We start from the raw sequence: 21,425 nt of genomic DNA, 5'->3' as shown, positions 1-21,425 counted from the left end.
AGTTGCGCCCCTCTCGGTTTGTGAACTTTGTTGCCCGTCGGCATGCGTCCCCGTGCGCGCAAGCACCTGTGATCGTGTGTCTACCCCCGGTCATCATCCCAGCGCTAGACCTTGCTTAAGACGTTGCGATGCCGTAGGACCTTAACGACACACATTCAAGCGGACAATTCCTCGTACGTAACGGATTGTTTCGAAAGGGTTGCCGTGATCGAGCTGATCAGCGACGCGATCGCGGACCGCAGCGCGCGGGGGATCGCCGCGGCGGTGGGCCGCCTGGTCAGCACCGGCGAGCTGGCGCCGGGCACCCGGCTGCCCACGGTCCGCGACTTCGCGCGCGAGCTCGGGGTCAGCCCGACCACGGTGAGCGAGGCGTGGCGCAGCCTGAGCCGGGCCGGGGCGATCCGGACCAGGGGCCGGTCCGGCACGTTCGTGACCGAAGCGGTGGCGGCCCGTCCCGGATGGCGGTACTCCCAGCTGGGCTCGCCGGCCGCCGGCGTCGAACGGGACCTCTCCACCGGCGTACCGGATCATGATCTGCTGCCGGACCTCACCGACGCGCTGCGCCGGGTCGGCGACGGGCGGCTGACCACCAGCTATCTCGACGCGCCGGTGCTGCCCCGCCTGGAGGAGGTGCTGCGGTCGCGCTGGCCGTTCCCGCCCGCGCGGATCACGGTGGTGGACGGCGCGCTGGACGCGCTGGACCGGGTCATCGGCGTGACGGTCCGGTTCGGCGACCACGTGGTGGTGGAGAATCCGGCGTTCCCGCCCCTGCTCGACCTGCTGCAGGCGGTCGGCGCGACCGTGACGGGGGTGCCGGTCGACGACGAGGGCCCGCTGCCGGACGCGCTGCGGGAGGTGCTCGGCGAGGTGCCGGCGGTGGCGTTGTTCCTGCAGCCGCGCGCGCACAACCCGACCGGGGCGAGCCTGTCCTCGGTGCGCGCGCTGGGCCTGGCCGCCGTGCTGGACGACTTCCCGGACGTGCTGGTGGTCGAGGACGACCACGCGGGGGACATCGCCACCGCGGCGCCGATCAGCCTGGGCGCGCATCTGCCGTCGCGGACCGTGCACGTGGCGAGCTTCTCCAAGAGCCACGGGCCGGACCTGCGGCTGGCCGCGATCGGCGGACCGGCCGAGGTGGTCGCCGCAGTGGCCGATCGGCGGCTGCTCGGGCCGGGCTGGTCGAGCCGGCTGCTGCAGGCGGTGCTGGCCGGGCTACTGACCGACCCGGTCGCCGCCGCGCGGGTGGCCGCGGCGCGTCAGGCGTACGGGGAAAGGCGCCGGCGGCTGCTCGCCGCGCTGCACCACCGCGGGGTGCGGGCCAGCGCGGCGGACGGCATCAATCTCTGGATGGCGGTCGACGACCAGCAGATCGCCATGGTGGCCCTGGCCGCGCGCGGCATCGCGGTGGCGCCGGGCGAGCCGTTCTGCGTCACCCCGCTGGCCGGTGACCACGTCCGGGTGACCGCCGGCCTGGTCGCCGGCGGCTATGACGATCTGGCCGATGCACTGGCCGCTGCCGCGTTCCTGACCAGCCGCGGCAGCGGCACCCGGGCGGCACCGCATCCGCGCGGCTGGCGCTAGTTCCTTCCCGAAAGGTTTGCCTCATGAGTGACAACGACCTTCTCGCCCGGCACCGGGCGGTCATGCCGAACTGGATGCCGGTCTACTACGGCGACGACGCGCTGGAGATCGTCTCCGGGTCGGGCAGGCGGGTGACGTGCTCCGACGGGCGGACGTACCTGGACTTCTTCGGCGGCGTGCTGACCAACATGATCGGGTACGACATCGCCGAGATCAACGAGGCGGTGCAGCGCCAGCTCGCGACCGGCGTGGTGCACACGTCCACGCTCTACCTGATCCGGCAGCAGGTGGAGCTGGCCGAGAAGATCGCCCGGCTGTCCGGCATCCCGGACGCGCGGGTGTTCCTCACCAACTCGGGCACCGAGGCCAACGAGACGGCGCTGATGGTGGCGACCAACGTGCGCCGGTCGTCGCAGGTGCTGGCGATCAAGAACTCGTACCACGGGCGCACGTTCGCGACCATGGCGATCACCGGGCACCGCAGCTGGTCGGGCAGCGCGCTGTCGCCGCTGCAGGTCTCGTTCCTGGCCAGCGCCGACAAGCTGCGCGGCCGGATGGCCGGGATGAGCGACGGGGACATCGCCGAGGCCGCGGTGGACGACCTGCGCGAGGTCCTCGCCACGGTCACCGCCGGGGACGTGGCCGCGCTGATCGCCGAGCCGATCCAGGGCGTGGGCGGGTTCGTGGCGGCGCCGGACGGGGTGCTCGGGGCGTACCAGAAGGTGTTGTCCGAACACGGGATCCTGCTGATCGCCGACGAGGTGCAGACGGGGTGGGGGCGTACCGGGGAGCACTTCTGGGGTTATCAGGCCCACGGGGTGACGCCGGATCTGATCACCTTCGCGAAGGGGATCGGCAACGGGTTCGCGCTCGGCGGCGTGGTCGGGCGGGCCGAGGTGATGAACGCGGTGCCGGCGATCAGCTTCTCGACGTTCGGCGGTAACCCGCTGTCCGCGGCGGCCGGTAACGCGGTGCTCGACTACGTGCTCGACCGCGACCTGCAGCGCAACGCGGCCCGGACCGGCTCGATCATCCTGGACGGGCTGCGCAAGCTGGACCTGCCGATCGTCGGCGAGGTGCGCGGCCGCGGTCTGATGATCGCCATCGAGCTGGTCCGGCCGGGGACGACCGAGCCCGACCCGGCGGCCACGCTGCGCGTCTTCGACGAATGCAAGGCCGGTGGCCTGCTGGTCGGCAAGGGCGGCCTGTACCAGAACGTGATCCGGATGGGCCCGCCGCTGACCCTGACCGAGGACGAGGCGCGCGAGGGCCTGGACATCCTGGCCGAGGCGTTACGCCGGGCGGAGGCGGCACAGCGGGTCGGCTGAGCGTTCGGTGGTGGCCCGCCGGTCCTCGACTTGGGGAGGCCGGGACCGGCGGGTGACTACATTACGTAATCGTCAGCGCAGCCACGGAATGGATCGGTCGAGCAGTCCACGCGACGACAATTCGTGCCGCAGCGGAATTTTCTCGTCGATATAACCGTCCCAGCCGACACCCCAGTTATTGGCGGTGTGCGGCGACTCACCCAGCAATTGTTTCTGCACTTCTGTCCGATTCGCCCACCACGGCGAGTCCCGGTCGATCGGCATGTCGTCGAGCGGGCGGATCCATCGATACGTGTATCCGATGAAGAGCATTTTCCGGGTCACCGTGCTGTGGTTGACCGACCGCGAGTGCCAGAGCCGGCGGTCGAAGACGAACGCGTCGCCCGGGTTCGCGGTGATCTCCACCGTGCCGCGCGGGTCGCTGCCGTCGGTGCGCTCCAGCGTGTTGCTCAGGTGGCTGCCCGGGATGACCTTGGTGGCCCCGCGGCCGGTCCGGGACAGGTCCGACAGCACGTACGCCACCTTGAGCGACAGCATCGGCCGGGTGTCGCCGGCGAGCGACTCGGGATCCGAGTTCTGCCGGTAGCCGTCCTGGTGCCAGCCCCACGCGGGCGGCTTGTCGGACGGGTTCGGCGGCGTCACGTCGAGATGGTTGTGGTGCGAGTAGATGTTCCAGCCGGCCAGACCCCAGATGTACGGGAACGTGCGGCCGTGCGTGAGCAGGTCGCCGAACGCGTCGTCGTGCGGCAGGAACCCGAGCATGTGCAGGGTGCCGTCGGGCTTGAGGCGGCCCGCGTCCCGCTCCTCCGAGTAGACGCGGTCGACCGCTTTCTCCAGCCGGTCGCGTTGTCTTTCGGTGAGTGCGCCACGGATGAGCAGAATGCCCTCACGCTGGAATTCCTCGCGCTGCTCGGGCGTAATCGGCTCGAATCCGGTCAGTTCCATTATCGCTTCCCCCTCGGCGGACTCTCGGTGCTCCGAAAAGGTAGACGCGATCAACCGTTCGCTGCGTTGCACGCGATCCCGAAAAATTTACAGAACTTTCCGTTAGCTACCGAGAGTAATCTGCGCGGGCGTTTTGCCGTGGCCTCGTGAACTTTCGCTTGATCTGAAGAAACTTAGCTTTGTCGATGACGAAACCTCGGTAGTGTCTTCAAAGATGTCTATTCATCGATCTAAGCGTCCCGTTCGTCTCGTTCGTCGATCTGAGGAGAACGCAATGCCGCAGTCCTTCAGTCGCCGCAGACTTCTCGGCGCGGCCGCCGCGGCCGGCGCCGCCACCACCGTCGGGATACCGGCCGCCGCGTCCGCCTCGTCGGGCCACTCGCTGCACCGGGTCCCCCGCGACCAGATCAGCGTGCAGCTCTACACGTTGCGCGACCAGCTCGGCATCGACCTGGAAGCATCGCTCGCCGAACTCGCCGAGATCGGCTACACCCGGGTCGAGTACGCCGGCTTCGTCGGCCGCACCGCCCAGCAGTTCCGCACCGCACTCGACAACGCCGGCATCCGCGCCACCTCCGGCCACGTCGGCATCCCGCAGCCGTTCGACACCGCCACCTGGCAGCGTGCGCTGCAGGACGCCAACGTCGTCGGCAACAAGTTCATCGTGCACCCGTTCTTCGGGCAGGGCGCGAACGGCCCGATCCGGGACGCGGCGGTGTACAAGGCCTTCGCCCGCGACCTCAACAAGGCCGGCGAGCTGGCCCGCCGCGCCGGGCTGAGCTTCGGATACCACAACCACCAGGCCGAGTTCCTGCGTCAGAACGGCACGTCGAAGACCGGCTACGACATCATCACCGGCGAGACCGACCCTCGTAACGTGCACCTCGAGGTGGACCTGTTCTGGGCGTTCCGCGGCGCGCACGACCCGGTCGACCTGATCTCCCGGCACCGCGGGCGGATCAAGCAGGTGCACGTCAAGGACCTCGACGTCAACGCCAGCTTCGCCGACCCGGGCGACGGCCTGATCGACTTCGGCCGCATCTTCGAGCACTCGCGCGAGGCCGGGCTGATCGAGTACATCGTGGAGCGGGACGACGCCGGCACGCCGCCGCGCACCCCGGCGGACGCGCTGGTCACCGCCGAGCGCGGCTACGACTATCTTGCGGGGTTGAAATTCTGATGATGCGTCGCCTCGGTTTTGTCGCTTTCGTCGGCGCCGCCGTCCTCGCGGTGCCCACCGCGGCATTCTCCCATCCGCCGTCGCCGGACCTGCCACCGTCGTCCGACTTCCAGAAGGTCACCCTCAACGACTTCCCGGGCGAGCCGATCGCGCTCGCGGTGCTGCCCGACCGCCGGGTGCTGCACACCGCCCGCACCGGCGAGGTGCGCATCCACGAGCCGTCCACCGGGCGCAACGTGCTGGCCGCGAAGATCCCCGTCTACCAGCACGACGAGGAGGGCGTGCAGGGCATCGCGATCGACCCGGACTTCGCGCACAACCACTGGGTGTACGTCTACTACTCGCCGCCGCTGAACACGCCCGCGGACGACCCGACCACGCCCAGCTTCAACGAGGGTGACGCGCCCAGCGAGGGCACCGCGGCCGACTTCGCGCCGTTCAAGGGCTACCTGCAGCTGTCCCGGTACAAGCTGGCCGGCAACACGCTGCAGCTCGGCACCGAGCAGAAGATCATGCAGGTGGCGACCGACCGCGGCCAGTGCTGCCACGTCGGCGGCAAGATCGACTTCGACCGGGCGGGCAACCTGTACCTGTCCACCGGCGACGACACCAACCCGTTCTTCTCCGACGGGTACGCGCCGATCGACGAGCGCGCGAACCGCAACCCGGTCTTCGACGCGCAGCGCTCCGCCGCCAACACCAACGACCTGCGCGGCAAGCTGCTGCGTATCAAGGTCGGCAAGAACGGCGGATACACCGTTCCCAAGGGCAACCTCTTCAAGCCGGGTACGCCCAAGACCCGTCCCGAGATCTACGCCATGGGTCTGCGCAACCCGTTCCGGTTCACCATCGACCCGCGGACCGACGTGGTCCTGATGGCCGACTATTCGCCGGACGCCAACGCCGCGAACCCGGCGCGCGGCCCGGCCGGGCAGGGCCGCTGGATGGCCATCGACAAGCCGGCGAACTACGGCTGGCCGTACTGCGTGTCGCCGGATCTGGCCTATGTGGACTACGACTTCGGCACCGGTGTGTCGGGCGCGCCGTTCAACTGCAAGGCGCCGGTGAACGAGTCGCCGCACAACACCGGTCTGCGCAACCTGCCGCCGGTGGAGAAGGCCGAGGTCATCTACTCGTACGGCGCGTCCGCCGAGTTCCCGGAGCTGGGCACCGGCGGGATCGGGCCGATGGGTGGCCCGTCGTACAAATACGACAAAAACCTTAAATCACAATTTAAGTGGCCGGCGCAGTTCGACGGGAAGCCGCTGTTCGCCGAGTGGACCCGCGACTACGTCAAGGCGTTCACGCTGGACCGCCGCAACCAGGTGACGCGGATCGACGACGTGCTCCCGGAGATCGTCTTCGACAACCCGATGGACCTGGAGTTCGGGCCGGACGGCGCGCTCTACGTGCTGGAGTACGGCGACGGGTTCTTCGCCGAGAACCCGGACGCGCAACTGGCCCGGATCGACTACGTACGCGGCAACCGCACCCCGATCCCGCACGCCGCCGCGACGCCCACCTCGGGCCAGGCGCCGCTGACCGTGGCGTTCTCCAGCGCCGGGACGACCGACCCGGACGGCGACGCGCTGAAGTACGAGTGGGACTTCAACGCCGACGGGCGGGTCGACTCGCGGCAGCCGAACGCGTCGTACACCTTCACGCAGAACGGCAACTACCGCCCGGTGCTGAAGGTCACCGACCGCACCGGACGTTCCGCCTCGGCCGAGGTGATCCTGCCGGTCGGGACGCTCGCGCCGCGGGTCAGCTTCGTGACGCCGACCGAGGACCAGCCGTTCGCCTTCGGCGACACGGTCAACTTCCAGGTCAACGTCGTCGATGACGCGCCGGTCGACTGCTCGCGGGTCACCGTCACGTACATCCTCGGGCACGCCCAGCACGGCCACCCGCTGTCCACGGCGAGCGGCTGCACCGGGTCGATCGTCACGTTCCTGGATCCGGGGCACGCCGGATCCGACGACCTCACCGGAGTGTTCGTGGCGTCCTATACCGACACCGGGACGCCGCCGCAGACCGGGACCGCGACCGTCGTCCTGACACCCACCAACTGAGACACGGCCGGCCGGGCCCCGCGCGGGGCCCGGCCGCGCCCGTCCGCTAGGGTTGGGTAAACGTCGGGTGGTCTGACATTTTCCGGAACGCTCGGTGAGCCGCTGTCCAACAGCGAGCGAAACCTTGTATTCGTCGCCATCGAAGTCTTCAGGTCTGACCTTTGCCGCACGAGGCTGACCCGTGTGACAGAGACAACGGTCATTCTGGCCCTGGTGGTGATCACCGCCCTCGGGTTCGACTTCACCAACGGGTTCCACGACACCGCGAACGCGATGGCCACGTCCATCGCCACGAACGCGCTACGGCCAAAGGTGGCCGTGGCACTCTCCGGCACGCTCAACCTCATCGGCGCGTTCCTGTCGGTCGAGGTCGCGCTCACCGTCACCAACGCCGTCGTCAAGATCCAGACCTCGAACGGCGCTCCCAAGGAGTCGCTGACCGCCGACGGCGGCGAGGCATTGCTGCTGATCATCCTCGCGGGGCTGGTCGGCGGCATCGTCTGGAACCTGCTCACCTGGCTGCTGGGCCTGCCGTCCAGCTCGTCGCACGCGCTGTTCGGCGGCCTGATCGGCGCCACCATCGCGGGCCTCGGCTGGGCCGGCGTGAACTGGAACGGCGACGGCTCCAAGCTCGACGGTGTCGTCGGCAAGGTGATCCTGCCCGCCGTGCTCTCCCCGGTGATCGCCGGGGTGGTGGCCGCGGTGGGCACCTGGCTGATCTACCGGGTCACCGTCGGGGTCGCGGCACGCTTCACCGACAACGGCTTCCGCTGGGGTCAGATCGGCAGCGCCTCGCTGGTCTCGCTGGCGCACGGCACCAACGACGCGCAGAAGACCATGGGCGTCATCACGCTCGCGCTGATCGCCACCGGAAAGTGGACGGACACCACGAACATCCCGCTGTGGGTGAAGATCGCGTGTGCGCTGGCGATCGCGCTCGGCACGTACCTGGGCGGCTGGCGGATCATCCGCACGCTGGGCAAGGGCCTGGTGGAGATCGCACCGCCGCAGGGCCTGGCGGCCGAGTCGTCGTCGGCGGCGGTCATCCTGGCCTCGTCGCACCTGGGTTTCGCGCTGTCCACCACGCACGTCGCGACCGGCTCGATCCTCGGCTCCGGCGTCGGCAAGCCGGGCGCGCAGGTGCGCTGGCGGGTGGCCGGCCGGATGGTCGCCGCCTGGCTGATCACGCTGCCGTCGGCGGCCGTGGTCGGCGCGGTCATGTGGTATCTCGGCGACGCGATCGGCGGCCTCGGCGGCGCCATCGTGATCTTCGTGGTGCTGCTGGCGCTGGCCGCGTTCATGTACCTGCGCTCGCGCCGCACGCCGGTCAGCCACCACAACGTGAACGACGAGTGGGAAGAAACGCCGGCCGCGCCGCGCGTTCCCGCCGGGACGGGGGCATCGTCATGAACAACCTGGGATTCGCCCTCGAGGGGGCCTGGAAGGTGCTGCTCGCCGGGCTGGTCCTCGGCGCCGGCCTGCCGTTGCTGTTCGCGCTCGGGATCCGGTCACTCGCCTACGGCGCGGGCGGCGACGCCTCGTCCGCCACCGGGCGGCCGGCGCACCCCGTCGGTACCGTGGTCGCCTGGATACTCTTCGTCGTCGTGCTGCTGGGCGTGGCGCTCGGGATCACGTTCATCGTGGCCAGCGGCTTCGGCAAGGAGCTCAGCTTCGAGCACATCTTCCCGACGATCGTGGACAAGTGAGGGCATGCCGGTGAGCGAGAACCGCTCCAACTTCCTGATGCGCGCGGTGGACTGGCTGCGTGCCGGCTATCCCACGGGCGTACCGAAACAGGATTATGTCGCCCTGCTCGGACTGCTGCGGCGCAAGCTGACCGAGGAGGAGGTCCGCAAGATCGCGCAGGATCTCGCCGACCAGTCGCTGCTGACCACCGAGGCGATCAGCTCCGGCGACATCGAGGCGATGATCAGCCAGTCGATGCTGCAGGAGGCGGCGCCGGAGGACACGGTCCGGGTCGCGGCGCGTCTCGCCGCGGGCGGCTGGCCGTTGGTCGATCCCCCTAACGATTGATGAACTCCCCGCTAACGGCCGGGTCGCGTGTGCCCGGCCTTTAGCGTTGAGTCGTCAAGTGACTACGCCGAGTCAAACTTAGGGAAACTTCAGGTTAACGTGCGCGGAACATCGAAACAGTGATGTTCACCCTCTGGATCTGGCTTTGTAACGCAAGCGACGATCACCGCGTGACACAAAGCTCGGTCATTTTGGTGCTTGTTGTCGTGACCGCTCTGGCGTTCGATTTCACCAACGGATTCCACGACACCGCGAACGCGATGGCCACGACCATCGCGACCAAGGCGCTGAAGCCGCGTACCGCGGTGGCCCTGTCCGGGCTGCTGAACCTGGTCGGCGCCTTCCTGTCGGTCGAGGTCGCGCTGACCGTGACGAACGCGGTCGTGAAGATCCAGAATCCGGACGGTACGCCGCAGGCCGCGCTCACCGCGGACGGTGGTTCGGCGCTGCTGCTGATCGTGCTGGCCGGGCTGGTGGGCGGCATCGTCTGGAACCTGCTCACCTGGCTGCTGGGCCTGCCGTCCAGCTCGTCGCACGCGCTGTTCGGCGGTCTGATCGGCGCCACCGTCGCCGGCCTCGGCTGGGCCGGGGTGAACTGGACCGGCAACGGCTCCAAACTGGACGGCGTCGTCGGCAAGGTGCTGCTCCCGGCCGTCCTGTCCCCGGTGATCGCCGGGCTCGTCGCGGCCGTCGGCACCTGGGTCATCTTCAAGATCGTGGCTGGGCTGTTCACCGAGCGTTCCTTCAAGTGGGGGCAGATCGGCAGCGCGTCGCTGGTGTCGCTGGCGCACGGCACGAACGACGCGCAGAAGACGATGGGCGTGATCACGCTGGCGCTGATCGCGTCCGGGCACTGGACGTCGGTCACGTCCATCCCGCTGTGGGTGAAGATCGCTTGTGCGGTCGCGATCGCGCTCGGCACGTACCTGGGCGGCTGGCGCATCATCCGCACCCTCGGCAAGGGCCTGGTGGAGATCGCGCCGCCGCAGGGGATGGCCGCGCAGTCGTCGTCGGCGGCGGTCATCCTGGCGTCCTCGCACCTCGGGTTCGCGCTCTCCACCACCCATGTCGCGACCGGGTCGATCCTCGGCTCCGGGGTGGGCCGCCCCGGCGCGCACGTCCGCTGGCGGGTCGCCGGCCGGATGGGCGCCGCCTGGCTGATCACCCTGCCGGCCGCCGGCCTCGTCGGGGCCGCGATGTGGTGGATCGGCGACCTGCTCGGCGGCGGGCTGTCCGGAGCGCTGGCGGTGTTCGTGCTGCTGGTGGCCGCGGCGGGCGCGATGTATTGGCGGTCCCGCTTGCTTCCGGTCGGTCACCACAACGTCAACGAGGACTGGTCCGCAGCGGCCGTGCCTGAGCCGGACGCCCCCGATCCTGTTCCCGCCAGCGTCGCTTCCGAAAAGGTACGGCTGCCATGAACAACGTCGGATTCGCCCTGGACGGCGCGTGGCGGGTGCTGCTGGCCGGCCTCGCCCTGGGCGCCGGGTTACCGATCCTGTTCGCCCTGGGCATCCGCTCGCTGGCCTGGTCGGGCGCCGCGCCGGGCGGGCTGGTGCGCCCGCTGGGCCGGGCGATCGGCTACCTGCTGTTCGCCGTCGTGGTGGCCGGCATCCTGCTCGGCATCACGTTCATCGTCGCGACCGGCTTCGGCAAGGCGCTGAGCTTCACCCACGTCTATCCGACGATCGTCAGCAAGCACTGACGCCGTTGGCTTTTGGGCGTGACCACTCACGCACGTCGCCGTGGCGGGGTGAGCGCTCTGGACGCGCCAGCGGCCAGCTCGGCCCGCCGCGGCCCTCGGCGTGAGCGACGGTCCGCACCACCCACCCCGCTACGACATTATCGGCCGATGTTGATGCGCAGGACGTGGTCGTCGTCCCTTTCGTACTGCGCCTGCATCACGAAGCCCGGGAACACCCACTCGTCCACGCCGCCGGCGCTGCGCCACGGGCGGCCCAGCGCGCCCCACAGGCTCATCTTCTTGGCGATCGTGCCGCCGCGGCCGGGGAGCATGCCCTGGTACGGGCGGAAGCCCTGGTCGCCGCGGAAGTGCAGGGTTACGTACGCGACCCGGTTCTCCTGGTCGACGGCGACCTCCACGCCCAGGTCGCGGTTCTCGTAGAAGAGTGCGCCGGCGCGCGCTACCAGACGGTACTCCCGGCATACCTCCAGGGCATGGCCTTCGAGTAGGCGCTGGCCGAGCAGTTGCGTCAGATCGCTGCGGGGGACGACACCTGGTTGCATCGCGGGTAACTCCTCACCGTGAGGACTCGACGGCCAAAAGTAGTGCTCCGCGGGTAGCGCTTCAATGGCAGTCAGGTGAACACCGGATACTTTCGGCGACGTTTCAGTGATCGACACGACAGGGTCGCCTCTTTGTCGGTTACGTCCCGTCCACTCCTGGGCGGGACCCCCGGCGAGGGCCGCCGGGTGCGAGTCCCGTGGAGGAACTCGTGGCCGACCGACGTCAAGTGCTTCGCATGGGCGCCGTTGCCGCCGCTGCCCCCGCTCTCTCCGCCGCCGTCGCCGCTCCCGCGGTGGCGCACGACCGCACCAGGACCACTACGGAGGTGTTCGGGCACCGCGGCGCCTCCGGCTACCGCCCCGAGCACACCCTCGCCTCATATGAGCTGGCCGCCCGCATGGGTGCCGACTACCTCGAGCCCGACCTGGTCTCGACCAAGGATCACGTGCTGGTCTGCCGGCACGAGCCGGAGATCGGCGGCACCACCGACGTGGCGAGCCGTCCCGAGTTCGCGGACCGCAAGAAGACCGTGCTGCTCGACGGCGTGTCCACCACCGGCTGGTTCACCCACGACTTCACGCTCGCCGAGCTCAAGACGCTGCGCGCGGTGGAGCGCCTGCCCGCCGTCCGGCAGCGCAACACCCTCTACAACGGACTGTTCGCGGTGCCGACCTTCCAGGAGATGCTGGACCTGCGGGCGAAGCTGTCCAAGGAACTGGGCCGTGACCTGGGCGTCATCCCGGAGACGAAGCACCCGACCTACTTCCGCAACCTCGGCCTCGAACTCGAGACGCCGCTGGTGCACACGCTCGACCGCAACGGCCTGAACCGGCGCGGCGCCCGCGTCTGGATCCAGTCCTTCGAGGCGGCGAACCTGCGGGTGCTCAACGACAAATACCGCGTACAGGTGAATCTGGTCTTCCTGACGAGTGCCTCGGGGAGCCCGTTCGACGACAGCAAGACGTACGCGCAGTACCTGACGCCGGCGGGCCTCAAGGAGCTGTCGAAGTACGCGGACGGCATCGGCCCCGACAAGAGCCAGGTCATCCCGCGCAACGCCGACAACACGCTCGGCAAGGCGACCTCGCTGGTGCACGACGCGCACGCGGCGAACCTGAAGGTGATCCCGTACACGTTCCGCGCGGAGAACCAGTTCCTCCCGGCCGATTATCAGGTCGGCACGGACCCGAACGCGTACGGGCGGGCCATCGACGAGCAGATCACGTATTTGAACGCCGGCATCGACGGCCTGTTCACCGACCAGAGCGACATCGGCGTGCTGGCGCGCTCGCTGCGCCACTGAGTGCAATGGAGGGCGGCGCGGTGGGGCGCCACCCTCCTTCACGATCAAGACCATGATGTCGTAGCAGGGTGGGTGGTACGGACCGTCGCTCCCGCCGAGGGCCGCGGCGGGCCGAGCTGGCCGCTGGCGCGTCCAGAGCGCTCACCCCGCCACGGCGACGTGCGTGAGTGGTCACGCCCAAATCTACGTGGAAGTCCCGCGCCACGCGCTTTTCGCGTCAGAGATCTTGCCCGTTAGGTCCCGGCGCGCCGTTGTTGGATTCGCTGGCCCGCGTTAGCAGGCGCCCACCGCCCGCCGCCGTACGAGGCCATAATCTGGGATCTGTGTCCGTTGTATGGGACCGGCGCCCACATCGTGGCAGCGGGTCCGCAATGTGAGATATGCGTCCACAGTAGAGCGTCTTTTCTCCGCTTTCGCGCCTTATGTTCAGCCGCCTTCCCCGACGTTTCATAGACCTTGGAGAGTTCGGGCTCGCATGTGGGCGTAACTCTCCAAGGTCTCAAGAAATCCCAGAATGTGGCTGCGGCCGCCGCATAGTGGGATGAACGGACGAGGCGTGCGTCGACCTGGAGTAATGTGCGGCCCGTTGGTCATCGGCGGTCGACGCTGGTGGCGGGCTGTGGTCGCAGACTGCTGCGGGTCGCCGATTACGGGTCGCCCGTCGCTGCCTACGCGGCTACCCATTGCCGGTTGCGGGTCGAGCGGTGCCGGTTGTGGTGGCGGGTTGCGCGGTGGTGGTTGCGGGTCGCGCGGTGCCGGTTGCGGTGGCGGGTTGCGCGGTGGTGGTTGCGGGTCGCGCGGTGCCGGATGCGGAGCTCGACACGCACGCGACCCGCCTCGCCGGCCCGGCCGCACGGCCGCCCGCAGAGAGTCCAGCACGCGTTGATTCTGCCGGGGCGGCCGTGGACGATCGAGCGAATCAGATCTTCAGCTCGGGCCAGTCGAGGAGGCCGGCGCCCAGGTCGCGGACCGTGGCCAGCAAGCCCAGGCGGGCCGCGCGCAGGGCCGGGTCGTCGGCCATCACGAAGACCTCGTCGAAGAACGTGTTGACCGGGGCGACCAAGGGCTCGACCGCGGCGGTGAAGCGCAGCAGGTCGGGCTCGGCGGGGGCGGTCACGGCGGTCACGGCCTCGTGCAGGGCGAGTTCGGCGGGCTCCTTCAGCGCGGCCGGGTCGTAGCCGGCGGGGGTGCCGGCCGGGACGATGCGGCGGGCCCGCTGGATGGCCGCCGCCACCGCGACGAAGTCCGGGTTGTCGATCACCTGGTCGAGCTGGGTGAGCAGGACGTCGACCACGGACGGGCGGGCCGCGTGCGGCAGGGCGGCGCGCACCCGGTCGACCGGCCGGCCCTCCTCGACGAGGACCTGCTCCAGGCGGCGGGTCAGGAACTCGTTCGCGGCGGCCAGCACCTCGGGGGTGACGGCCACGGGCTGGCGGTCGGCGGCACGGGCCAGGCCGTCGAAAAGGGACAGCGCGGACAGCGCCGGGTGGGCGCGGTGCACCGCCAGCAGGCCGAGCACGGCACGGCGTACGGCGAAGGGGTCGCTGCTTCCGGTGGGCAGGCCGACCGTGGCCGCCAGGCCGCTGACCAGGTCGAGGCGGTCGGCCAGCGACAGCAGCGCACCCGGGACAGACGCGGGCAGGCTGTCGCCGGTGTTGCGGGGGAGCTCGGCCTCGTAGACGGCCTGCGCCACGGCCGGCGGCTCGCCCGCGTGCAGGGCGTAGTCGCGGGCCATCACGCCGGCGAGGCTGGTCATCTCGGTGACCAGCTGCGAACCCTGGTCGAACTTGACCAGCTCGGCGGCCCGGGTCAGGGTCGCCGACGACAGGCCCAGCTCGGCCGCCAGCGCGGTGGACAGCCCGGCGATGCGGGTCGCGCGGTCGGCCATCGAGCCCAGCTTGTCGGTGAACGTCAGCCGGGAGAGCCGCTCGACCAGCGACGGCAGGGGCGTCTCGCGGTCGGCGCGGTAGAAGAACGCCGCGTCCTCGTAGCGGGCGCGCAGCACGGCCTCGTTGCCGGCGCGGACCAACTCGACGTCGACCGGTCCGTTCGCGACGGTCACGAACATGGGCAGCAGGGCGCCGGCGGCGTCGCGTACGGGAAGGTAGCGCTGGTGTTTGCGCATGACCGTGGTCAGCACCGAGTCGGGTAGCGCCAGGTAGTTCTCGTCGAAGGTGCCGAGCAGCGGCGTCGGGGCCTCGACCAGGTAGGTGATCTGGTCGATCAGCGCGGCCTCGCCCCGGACGTCGATGCGGCCGTCCGGGTAGACCAGGTCCTGCGCGCCGGTGACGATCAGCTCGTAGCGGTCCTCGGGGTCGGCGACGATGCCGGACAGCGCGAGCGTTTCCATGAACGTCTCGGCGGACGCCATCTCCACCAGCGGTTCCGTGGCGGTCCGCAACACCCTGGTGGTACGCCCGGCGGCCAGCTCGCCGATCGCGACCGGCACCACGTCGTCGCCCCACAGGGCGGTCAGCCAGCGGATCGGCCGGCTGTACGACAGCGCGGGGTCGCTCCACCGCATGTTCTTCGCGGCGCGCAGGCCCGAGACGAGCTTCGCGAGCACGGGGGCGAGCACGGCGGGTGCCGCGCCACCGGTCTCCTGCTTTTCCACGATCGCGTGCGGTACGCCGTTGAACTCGGCGCGCTGCACGTCCGCCAGGGCCACACCCTGGCCGCGGACGAACCCCTGGAGTGCCTTGGTCGGGTTACCGTCCGCGTCGTAGGCCGCGGCGATCTTGGGGCCGCGCACCTGGCGTACGTAATCGTCCTCGCGGGCGGCGACCGCACCGACCACCGCGACCACACGCCGGGGTGTCGCGAACACCCGCACCTCGTCGTGGGTGAGCCTGGTCCCGGCGAGGGCCTCGGTCAGCTCGCGCTGGACATAGTCGCGGGCCGAGCGGGCCTCGGACGGCGGCAGCTCCTCGGTGCCGATCTCGAAGACCAGCGTGCGGGCGCCGTCCTTCTCGGCGGGCAGCGCGGGCGCGGTCGCCGGACGCGGGGCCTCGACCAGGCCGAGCGGATGGCCGAGCTCGTCGCGGCGGGCCACCCACAGCTTGGCGACCTCGCCCGCGAGACGGCGCATCCGGGCGAACTCGGCGGCCCGGTCGGCGGTCGAGACGGCACCGCGCGCGTCCAGCACGTTGAACGCCTGCGAGCACTTCAGCACGTACGTGTGGGCGGGCACCGGCAGGCCGGCGTCGATCAGCCGCTGCGCCTCGGCCGCGTAGATCTCCAGCAGCTGCCGGTTCGCGGCCACGTCGGCGTCGTCCAGGTAGTAACGGGACATCTCGTACTCACCCTGGCCGAACACCTCGCCGTACGAGATTCCCGGACCGTACTCGATGTCCTTGAAGTGCTGTTTGTCCTGCAGGGCCATGATGATGCGCTCGATGCCGTACGTGATCTCGACGCTCACCGGGTCGAGGTTGATGTTGCCGGCCTGCTGGAAATACGTGAACTGGGTGATCTCCAGGCCGTCGAGCCAGACCTCCCAGCCCAGGCCCCACGCGCCGAGTGCCGGCGAGGCCCAGTTGTCCTCCACGAAGCGCACGTCGTGGGCCGCGACGTCGATGCCGAGCGCGGCGAGGCTGCCCAGGTAGAGCTCCTGCGGGTTGCCCGGGTCGGGCTTGAGGATCACCTGGAGCTGCGTGTGCGTCTGCAGGCGGTTAGGGTTCTCGCCGTAGCGTGAGTCGTCCGGGCGCACCGACGGCTCGACGTAGACGACGCGCCACGGCTCGGGGCCGAGCACGCGCAGGAACGTGGCGGGGTTGAGCGTTCCCGCACCGACCTCGGTGTTCATCGGCTGGACGGTCAGGCAGCCCTGTTCCGTCCAATACGCGGTCAACCGGGCCAGCGCCTCCTGCATGGTGAGCATGGGTCCGAAGTCTAGGGGACGCGGTCCGGGCGTCGCGTCGCCATCCACAGGGCTTGACCGGCGCGTCTGAGGTTATCCACAACACCGGGGGTCGCACTGGCCGCCACCATCGATCGGGTGGCAATATCCGACGCGTGAGCAACGTCATGCAGTGGCTACGGCGCAAGGACCCGCAATACCGCGCGGTGCGCCGCGCCGCCCGGGTGGCGCTGGTCGCGTGCCTGGCCTTCTACTTCTGCCGTTATGTGCTGGGCGACGCCAAGATGGCGCCCTATGCGTTGTTCGGCGCGGTCGCCCTCGGCGCGCTCTCCCAGATCCCGGGCAGCCCGAAACAGCGGGCCGCGACCATCATCGCGGTGCTGCCGGTGGGTTGGGCGCTGGTCAGCCTCGGCACGCTGCTCTCGATCACCACGTGGTCCGCCACGCTCGGCATGTTCGTGCTCGGCTTCGTGCTCAGCTTCGTCGGGGTCGGCGGCCCCCGGCTGGTCGGCCTGGCCGCCGGCATGCAGCTGCTCTACATCCTGCCGTGCTTCCCGCCGTATGATCCGGGCTCGCTCCTGGTCCGGCTGGAGGGCCTGACGCTGGCCCTGGTCATGCTCGCGATCGCCGAGCTGTTCCTGTGGCCCGACCCGACGCCACCGACCTATTCGCGGCGCCTCGGTGACGCGGTGGCCTCCATGGCCGGCTGCCTCAACGCGGTGGCCGACTACTGGGCGGGCGACCCGAAGGGCCGCACCCGGCTCGCCGACCTGGTGCCCGCCGCGGCCGATCTGGCCGATCAGTTGCGCCCGTCCAGGATGCCACCGGTGATGCGCCCGGCGTCCGCGGGGCGCCGCGACCGCGCGCTGAGCTCGGCCGCCGGCACCGCCCGGTTGATGCTCGGGCGCACGCTGGACATGTCCGCGGCCGACGCGAAGGACGCGATCAACCTGCCCGCGTCGACCCGTCTGCTGCGCGAGGCGGCCGCCTGCGCCGAGGCCGCGAGCGCCTGGCTGCGCGGCACCGGCCCGCTGCCCGGCACCGAGGAGATCACCGCGGCGCTCAACGAGTTCCGTGTCGCCCGGATGAACGCCGACCCGAACGGCCGGCCGTCCGAGCAGCTGCACCTGAGCTCGATGGCGCTGTCCACCGGAGAGTTCGCCAAGCAGCTCGTGTTCGCCATCCGGATCTCCGCCGGGGTGCCGCCCGAGCACGCCGACCCCACGCCGGTGGAGGCGCGGCCCGGGGCGTTCTGGTTCGCGTACCACAAGACCCCGGACCTCTACTGGCACCGGCTGAAGGAGAATCTGACGCCGCGCTCGGTGGCCTTCCAGGGCGCGCTGCGGCTGGCGGTGGCGCTGGCGGTGGCCCGGTTACTGGCCGGCGAGCTCGACCTGTCGCACGGCTTCTGGGTGCTGCTGACGATCCTCACCGTGCTGCGTACGTCGGCGGCGGAGACCCGCTCGACGCTGCGCCCCGCTCTCGTGGGGACGGTCGGCGGCTCGATCGCGGCGGCCGTGCTGCTGCTGTTCCCGCTTGACCCGCTGGTCTACATCATCGCGCTGCCGATCGTCACGCTGATCGGCTTCGCGGCCGGGCCGCTGTTCGGGCTGGGCTGGGGGCAGGCGCTGTTCACGCTGGTCATCACGCTGGTGTTCGCCCAGGTGACGCCGGTGGACTGGCGCATCGCCGAGGTGCGCGTGCTGGACGTGCTGCTCGGCGCCGCGATCGGGGTGCTGATCGGGTTGTTCGCGTGGCCGCGCGGTGGTGGCGGGGAGCTCTACCGCGCCACCGGCACGTTCATCGCGACCAGCGGCGAGGTCATCCGCGAGACCATCGGGGTGATGGCCCAGGGCAAGACGCCGGGGACGGCCCTGCCCCGGGCGCGCCGGGCCGGGCAGCTGGCCGAGGCGTCGTTCGCGTTGTTCCAGAGCGAGCAGCACCCGATGGCCCTGCTCGACTGGCAGGCCACGCTGATCTCCGGGCATCACGCCGTGCGCGGGGCCGAGACGTTGATCCGCTCCTGCCCGGCCGGCGGTCTGCTGCCCTGTGTGGGGCCGTTGACGGTGGTCGCGGCCGATGTGGCGGCGCGCTACGACCGGCGGGCGGTCGCGCTGTTCCAGGGTGACGAGGAGCTGGCCCGCCGGCCGATCCCGGAGCCCGAGCCGGTGACGTGGCCGACCGATCTGGGGCAGGACCTGTACGTGATCGCCGACCTGCGGGTGTGGCTGGACGGGCTGCGCGAGGACATCGACCGGATCGGCGGTACGCCCGAGCGTGCGGACTCGGTGCGGGAGAGGGTGGCGGAGCTGGCCGACGGCGCGCAGTAGGACCGCGCCCGCGGCGGCATTTGCGCATTTGGGGCATATCGCTGACGCGCGCGGGAATGTGCGCGATCCTGCCCGGGTGAAAGCGCGTGCTTCCGAAGGCGGGGCGCCGGGGCGTCGTGAGGCTGTCCACGGAGTTGAGCAGCGGCTGGCGGCGACGCTGCAGGCCTATCCGGGGCTGCGGCTCGATCCGATTCCGGCGCAGTTTCTCCGGCAGCCGGAAGCCGCGGAGCCGAGCGGGCCCAAGGTGCGGGCGGGTGCCTACCCGGGGGCGGGGGCGGGCCGGCCGGACGAGACGCCGGGGCTGACAGTGCCGTCGGCGGTTGCGAGCTTCTTCGGCGGTGGCGGGCATCGCGTGCTGCGGGGCGGACATCTGCGCGATCTCGGGGGTGAGGCGGCCGGGGAGGCGTACGGGCTGATCCGGGAGCTTTGGGAGAGCTCGGGGTGCCCGGTCGACGACGTGAGCGGGCTGGACGGGCGGGTACTGATCGTGCACGACCCGGCCGGTTACCTGATCACCGTGACCGGGCAGGGGGAGGAGGACCCGATCCTGACGGTGGCCTCGCCGCCGGTCGCGTCGCAGTTCCTCGAGCGGGGGCTGGTCGCAGGGGTGCTCAGCGGGCTGACGATCGGGTGCGTCGGGCCGTGCGTCGCGGGGGTCGGTCCGTTGACGATGTTCCCGGCGATGGTCGGGCTGAACGGGGCCTACTGGGGGTGGGTGCCGCTGTTTCTGCTGGTCGTCGGGGTGACGTTGTGGCGGCCGGAGACGCGCCGGTTCGGGGTGGGGCTGCTGGTCGGGGGTGCGCTGGTCGGTTTCACCGTGGCCGGCATCGTGTCGTCGGCGTAGTGCGCCTCCTCAGGCCGCCTGGTGCGCCTCCTCAAGCCGCCTAATGCGCCTCCTCAGGCCGCCTTGTGTGCCCTGCGGGAGCCGCCTCCGGCGTGCTTCAGGTCGCGCTTCGCCTCGTACATGGCCTCGTCCGCCTGGCGCATCAGGGCCTCGTACGTCGTCGCGTCCTCGGGGAACATCGCGTAGCCGACGCTGCCGCCGATGTGGACCAGGTCGCCGTCGATGACGAACGGCTCGCGCAGGCGCTCGCAGATGCGGGTCGCCACGCCGTTCGCGACCTGGTCGTCGGGGTCGCGGGTCAGCAGGATCGCGAACTCGTCGCCGCCCAGCCGGGCCACCACGTCGTGACCGCGGACCACGCCCTGCAGACGGTTGGACACCTGCTGCAGCAGCGCGTCCCCGGCCTGGTGCCCGGCCGTGTCGTTGACCTGCTTGAAGCCGTCCAGGTCGAGCAGCATGAGCGCCACCCGGGACTCGTCGCCGGCGGCCTCCCGGACCGCGCTCGACGCGCGGTCCAGCAGGAACGAACGGTTCGGCAGACCGGTCAGCGAATCGTGGTACGCCTGGTGGCTCAGCTCGGCCACGTGCGCCTGCGCGGCCTGCCGCATCCCGGCGCTGTCGACGATCACGGCGCCCTCGACGGAGAGCTGCTCGGCGAAGAGCCGGTCGCGGCTGGTCCACTCGCGGGTCGCCGACGCGTCGCCGCACAGGATCAGGCCGACAGTGCCCTGCGCCGACATCATCGGGATCGCGATGAACGAGCGCAGCCCCAGGAGCTCGACGAGGCCGCCCTTCATCACCTGGGCCTGCGACGCGTCGGCGGCCAGCACGGGCTTTCCGCCGCCGGCGGCCGCGCGCCACACCGGCGACAAGTCGGCCGGCTTACCCGCGAGGGCGGCCAGCGCCTCGTCGTCGACCGGCAGGCCGACGCTGTGCACGTACCCGATCAAGCCCTGGGGGTCAACCAGGAAGACCGCGCCGACCTCGGTGCGGAAGCCGGCCGCGGCCGCGGAGGCCAGGGCGCGCCCGGCCGCCTCGACGGTGGTGGCGGCCATGCCGTCCTCGAACAGGCGCCGGATCGTGGTGGCGACGTGCGTGACGAACTGCCGCTGCTTCTCCGCGGCCAGCGCCTGCAGCGTGGTGGCGAAATGCAGCGCCAGCGGGGCCAACGTCGCCGGCCGCAGGTTGCTCAGATCGGTCGCGGTGAGCAGCAGGACGCCCACCGTCTGCGCGCCGATACGCAGGCGGATCGCCATCCGGGTGCCGTCGATCAGCGGGGCCGCGCCGGCCGCCTGGCGGAACACCTTGCCCGCGGTCATCAGGTCGCGGGCGCCGGCGTCGCCGACCCGCGCGATGGGGTTGAGCAGACCGGTCTCGGAGTCGAGCTCGAAGACGGTCGCGGCGCTCAGCCCGCACGCCTCGCGAAGGTGCTGCTCCGCCACGGTGAGCATGTGCTGCGCCGACGGGGTGGCCCGGATCATGAACGCGACCAGCTCAGCCAGGAGCGTGTCCTGGGGGTCTCCGCTCGCCGGGGCCGGCTCGGAGACGCCGAGGACCGCGCCCAGGGGCCGGATTCCGCTGCTCACGCTCACGGCAGTAGAAGTCGGCACCCCGGGATGGCGCTTGAGGAGGGAGATGAGGATCCGAGGTCGCAGTTAGGTTGCGCCGCTGCCGCCGGCGCCGGGGCTCGCCGTGAACCCCGGG

At 70.5% G+C, this 21,425-nt stretch carries 16 protein-coding genes; 12 read left to right on the top strand and 4 right to left on the bottom strand.

What is annotated here, in order from left to right; translation table 11 throughout:
• The first annotated feature begins 204 nt into the window (after positions 1-204).
• Together HH310_RS41735 and HH310_RS41730 are read left to right on the top strand one after the other, a co-directional pair.
• Positions 205-1,581, top strand: a complete 1,377-nt coding sequence (locus HH310_RS41735; RefSeq protein ID WP_169181312.1) for an aminotransferase class I/II-fold pyridoxal phosphate-dependent enzyme — start codon at positions 205-207, stop codon at positions 1,579-1,581.
• Between the two features lie 23 nt (positions 1,582-1,604).
• Complete coding sequence (locus tag HH310_RS41730; protein WP_169181311.1) at positions 1,605-2,909, top strand: aspartate aminotransferase family protein; 1,305 nt, start codon at positions 1,605-1,607, stop codon at positions 2,907-2,909.
• Between the two features lie 72 nt (positions 2,910-2,981).
• Here the strand turns inward: HH310_RS41730 and HH310_RS41725 are convergent, their stop codons facing one another.
• Positions 2,982-3,854 carry a phytanoyl-CoA dioxygenase family protein gene (locus HH310_RS41725; RefSeq protein WP_169181310.1) on the bottom strand — a complete coding sequence of 291 codons (873 nt, stop codon included), beginning with the start codon at positions 3,852-3,854 and terminating at the stop codon, positions 2,982-2,984.
• A gap of 274 nt (positions 3,855-4,128) precedes the next feature.
• Between HH310_RS41725 and HH310_RS41720 the strand changes: the two genes are divergently transcribed.
• From HH310_RS41720 to HH310_RS41690, 7 genes are all read left to right on the top strand, one after another.
• A complete protein-coding gene (locus HH310_RS41720) occupies positions 4,129-5,034 on the top strand; it encodes a sugar phosphate isomerase/epimerase (RefSeq protein WP_169181309.1) in 906 nt (301 codons plus the stop codon).
• Positions 5,034-7,106 (top strand): PQQ-dependent sugar dehydrogenase, encoded by a 2,073-nt coding sequence (locus HH310_RS41715; protein WP_169181308.1) that lies wholly within the window; start codon positions 5,034-5,036, stop codon positions 7,104-7,106. The genes HH310_RS41720 and HH310_RS41715 overlap by 1 nt, the downstream gene beginning before the upstream one ends.
• 183 nt (positions 7,107-7,289) lie before the next feature.
• A complete protein-coding gene (locus tag HH310_RS41710; protein ID WP_169181307.1) occupies positions 7,290-8,516 on the top strand; it encodes an inorganic phosphate transporter in 1,227 nt (408 codons plus the stop codon).
• Positions 8,513-8,812 (top strand): hypothetical protein, encoded by a 300-nt coding sequence (locus tag HH310_RS41705; RefSeq protein ID WP_169181306.1) that lies wholly within the window; start codon positions 8,513-8,515, stop codon positions 8,810-8,812. Before HH310_RS41710 ends, HH310_RS41705 begins: the two co-directional genes overlap by 4 nt.
• A 10-nt stretch (positions 8,813-8,822) precedes the next feature.
• Positions 8,823-9,140, top strand: a complete 318-nt coding sequence (locus HH310_RS41700) for a DUF3349 domain-containing protein (RefSeq protein ID WP_169181305.1) — start codon at positions 8,823-8,825, stop codon at positions 9,138-9,140.
• A gap of 170 nt (positions 9,141-9,310) precedes the next feature.
• Entirely contained in the window at positions 9,311-10,558 is a 1,248-nt protein-coding gene (locus HH310_RS41695) for an inorganic phosphate transporter (RefSeq protein WP_169181304.1), read from the top strand.
• Positions 10,555-10,842: a hypothetical protein gene (locus HH310_RS41690; RefSeq protein WP_169181303.1), complete on the top strand. Its 288-nt coding sequence runs from the start codon at positions 10,555-10,557 to the stop codon at positions 10,840-10,842. Before HH310_RS41695 ends, HH310_RS41690 begins: the two co-directional genes overlap by 4 nt.
• A 137-nt stretch (positions 10,843-10,979) precedes the next feature.
• Here the strand turns inward: HH310_RS41690 and HH310_RS41685 are convergent, their stop codons facing one another.
• Positions 10,980-11,384 (bottom strand): hypothetical protein, encoded by a 405-nt coding sequence (locus HH310_RS41685; RefSeq protein WP_169181302.1) that lies wholly within the window; start codon positions 11,382-11,384, stop codon positions 10,980-10,982.
• Between the two features lie 236 nt (positions 11,385-11,620).
• On the opposite strand from HH310_RS41685, the gene HH310_RS41680 reads away from it, so the two are divergent.
• Positions 11,621-12,688 carry a glycerophosphodiester phosphodiesterase gene (locus HH310_RS41680; RefSeq protein ID WP_169181301.1) on the top strand — a complete coding sequence of 356 codons (1,068 nt, stop codon included), beginning with the start codon at positions 11,621-11,623 and terminating at the stop codon, positions 12,686-12,688.
• Between the two features lie 919 nt (positions 12,689-13,607).
• On the opposite strand, the gene HH310_RS41675 is transcribed toward HH310_RS41680, so the two are convergent.
• Positions 13,608-16,568, bottom strand: a complete 2,961-nt coding sequence (locus HH310_RS41675; protein WP_169181300.1) for a glycine--tRNA ligase — start codon at positions 16,566-16,568, stop codon at positions 13,608-13,610.
• A gap of 134 nt (positions 16,569-16,702) precedes the next feature.
• On the opposite strand from HH310_RS41675, the gene HH310_RS45685 reads away from it, so the two are divergent.
• Both HH310_RS45685 and HH310_RS41665 read left to right on the top strand, forming a co-directional pair.
• Positions 16,703-18,877: an FUSC family protein gene (locus HH310_RS45685; protein WP_169181299.1), complete on the top strand. Its 2,175-nt coding sequence runs from the start codon at positions 16,703-16,705 to the stop codon at positions 18,875-18,877.
• 76 nt (positions 18,878-18,953) lie between these two features.
• Positions 18,954-19,721: a hypothetical protein gene (locus tag HH310_RS41665; RefSeq protein ID WP_169181298.1), complete on the top strand. Its 768-nt coding sequence runs from the start codon at positions 18,954-18,956 to the stop codon at positions 19,719-19,721.
• Between the two features lie 53 nt (positions 19,722-19,774).
• Here HH310_RS41665 and HH310_RS41660 read toward each other — a convergent pair whose 3' ends face one another.
• Entirely contained in the window at positions 19,775-21,307 is a 1,533-nt protein-coding gene (locus tag HH310_RS41660) for a sensor domain-containing diguanylate cyclase (protein WP_312034664.1), read from the bottom strand.
• Positions 21,308-21,425: the final 118 nt, after the last annotated feature.

This window comes from Actinoplanes sp. TBRC 11911, from assembly GCF_012933445.1.
GTDB lineage: Bacteria > Actinomycetota > Actinomycetes > Mycobacteriales > Micromonosporaceae > Actinoplanes.
Note: the sequence above shows the minus strand (reverse complement) of the source record. Positions and strands in the feature narration are given on the sequence as shown.

What these genes read in the sequence shown, in the direction of transcription:
- HH310_RS41730 (WP_169181311.1), top strand. Translation starts at nt 1,605, where the DNA reads ATGAGTGACAACGACCTTCTCGCCCGGCACCGGGCGGTCATGCCGAAC.
- HH310_RS41725 (WP_169181310.1), bottom strand. Translation starts at nt 3,854, where the DNA reads ATGGAACTGACCGGATTCGAGCCGATTACGCCCGAGCAGCGCGAGGAA.
- HH310_RS41720 (WP_169181309.1), top strand. Translation starts at nt 4,129, where the DNA reads ATGCCGCAGTCCTTCAGTCGCCGCAGACTTCTCGGCGCGGCCGCCGCG.
- HH310_RS41715 (WP_169181308.1), top strand. Translation starts at nt 5,034, where the DNA reads ATGATGCGTCGCCTCGGTTTTGTCGCTTTCGTCGGCGCCGCCGTCCTC.
- HH310_RS41705 (WP_169181306.1), top strand. Translation starts at nt 8,513, where the DNA reads ATGAACAACCTGGGATTCGCCCTCGAGGGGGCCTGGAAGGTGCTGCTC.
- HH310_RS41690 (WP_169181303.1), top strand. Translation starts at nt 10,555, where the DNA reads ATGAACAACGTCGGATTCGCCCTGGACGGCGCGTGGCGGGTGCTGCTG.
- HH310_RS41685 (WP_169181302.1), bottom strand. Translation starts at nt 11,384, where the DNA reads ATGCAACCAGGTGTCGTCCCCCGCAGCGATCTGACGCAACTGCTCGGC.
- HH310_RS41680 (WP_169181301.1), top strand. Translation starts at nt 11,621, where the DNA reads ATGGGCGCCGTTGCCGCCGCTGCCCCCGCTCTCTCCGCCGCCGTCGCC.
- HH310_RS41675 (WP_169181300.1), bottom strand. Translation starts at nt 16,568, where the DNA reads ATGCTCACCATGCAGGAGGCGCTGGCCCGGTTGACCGCGTATTGGACG.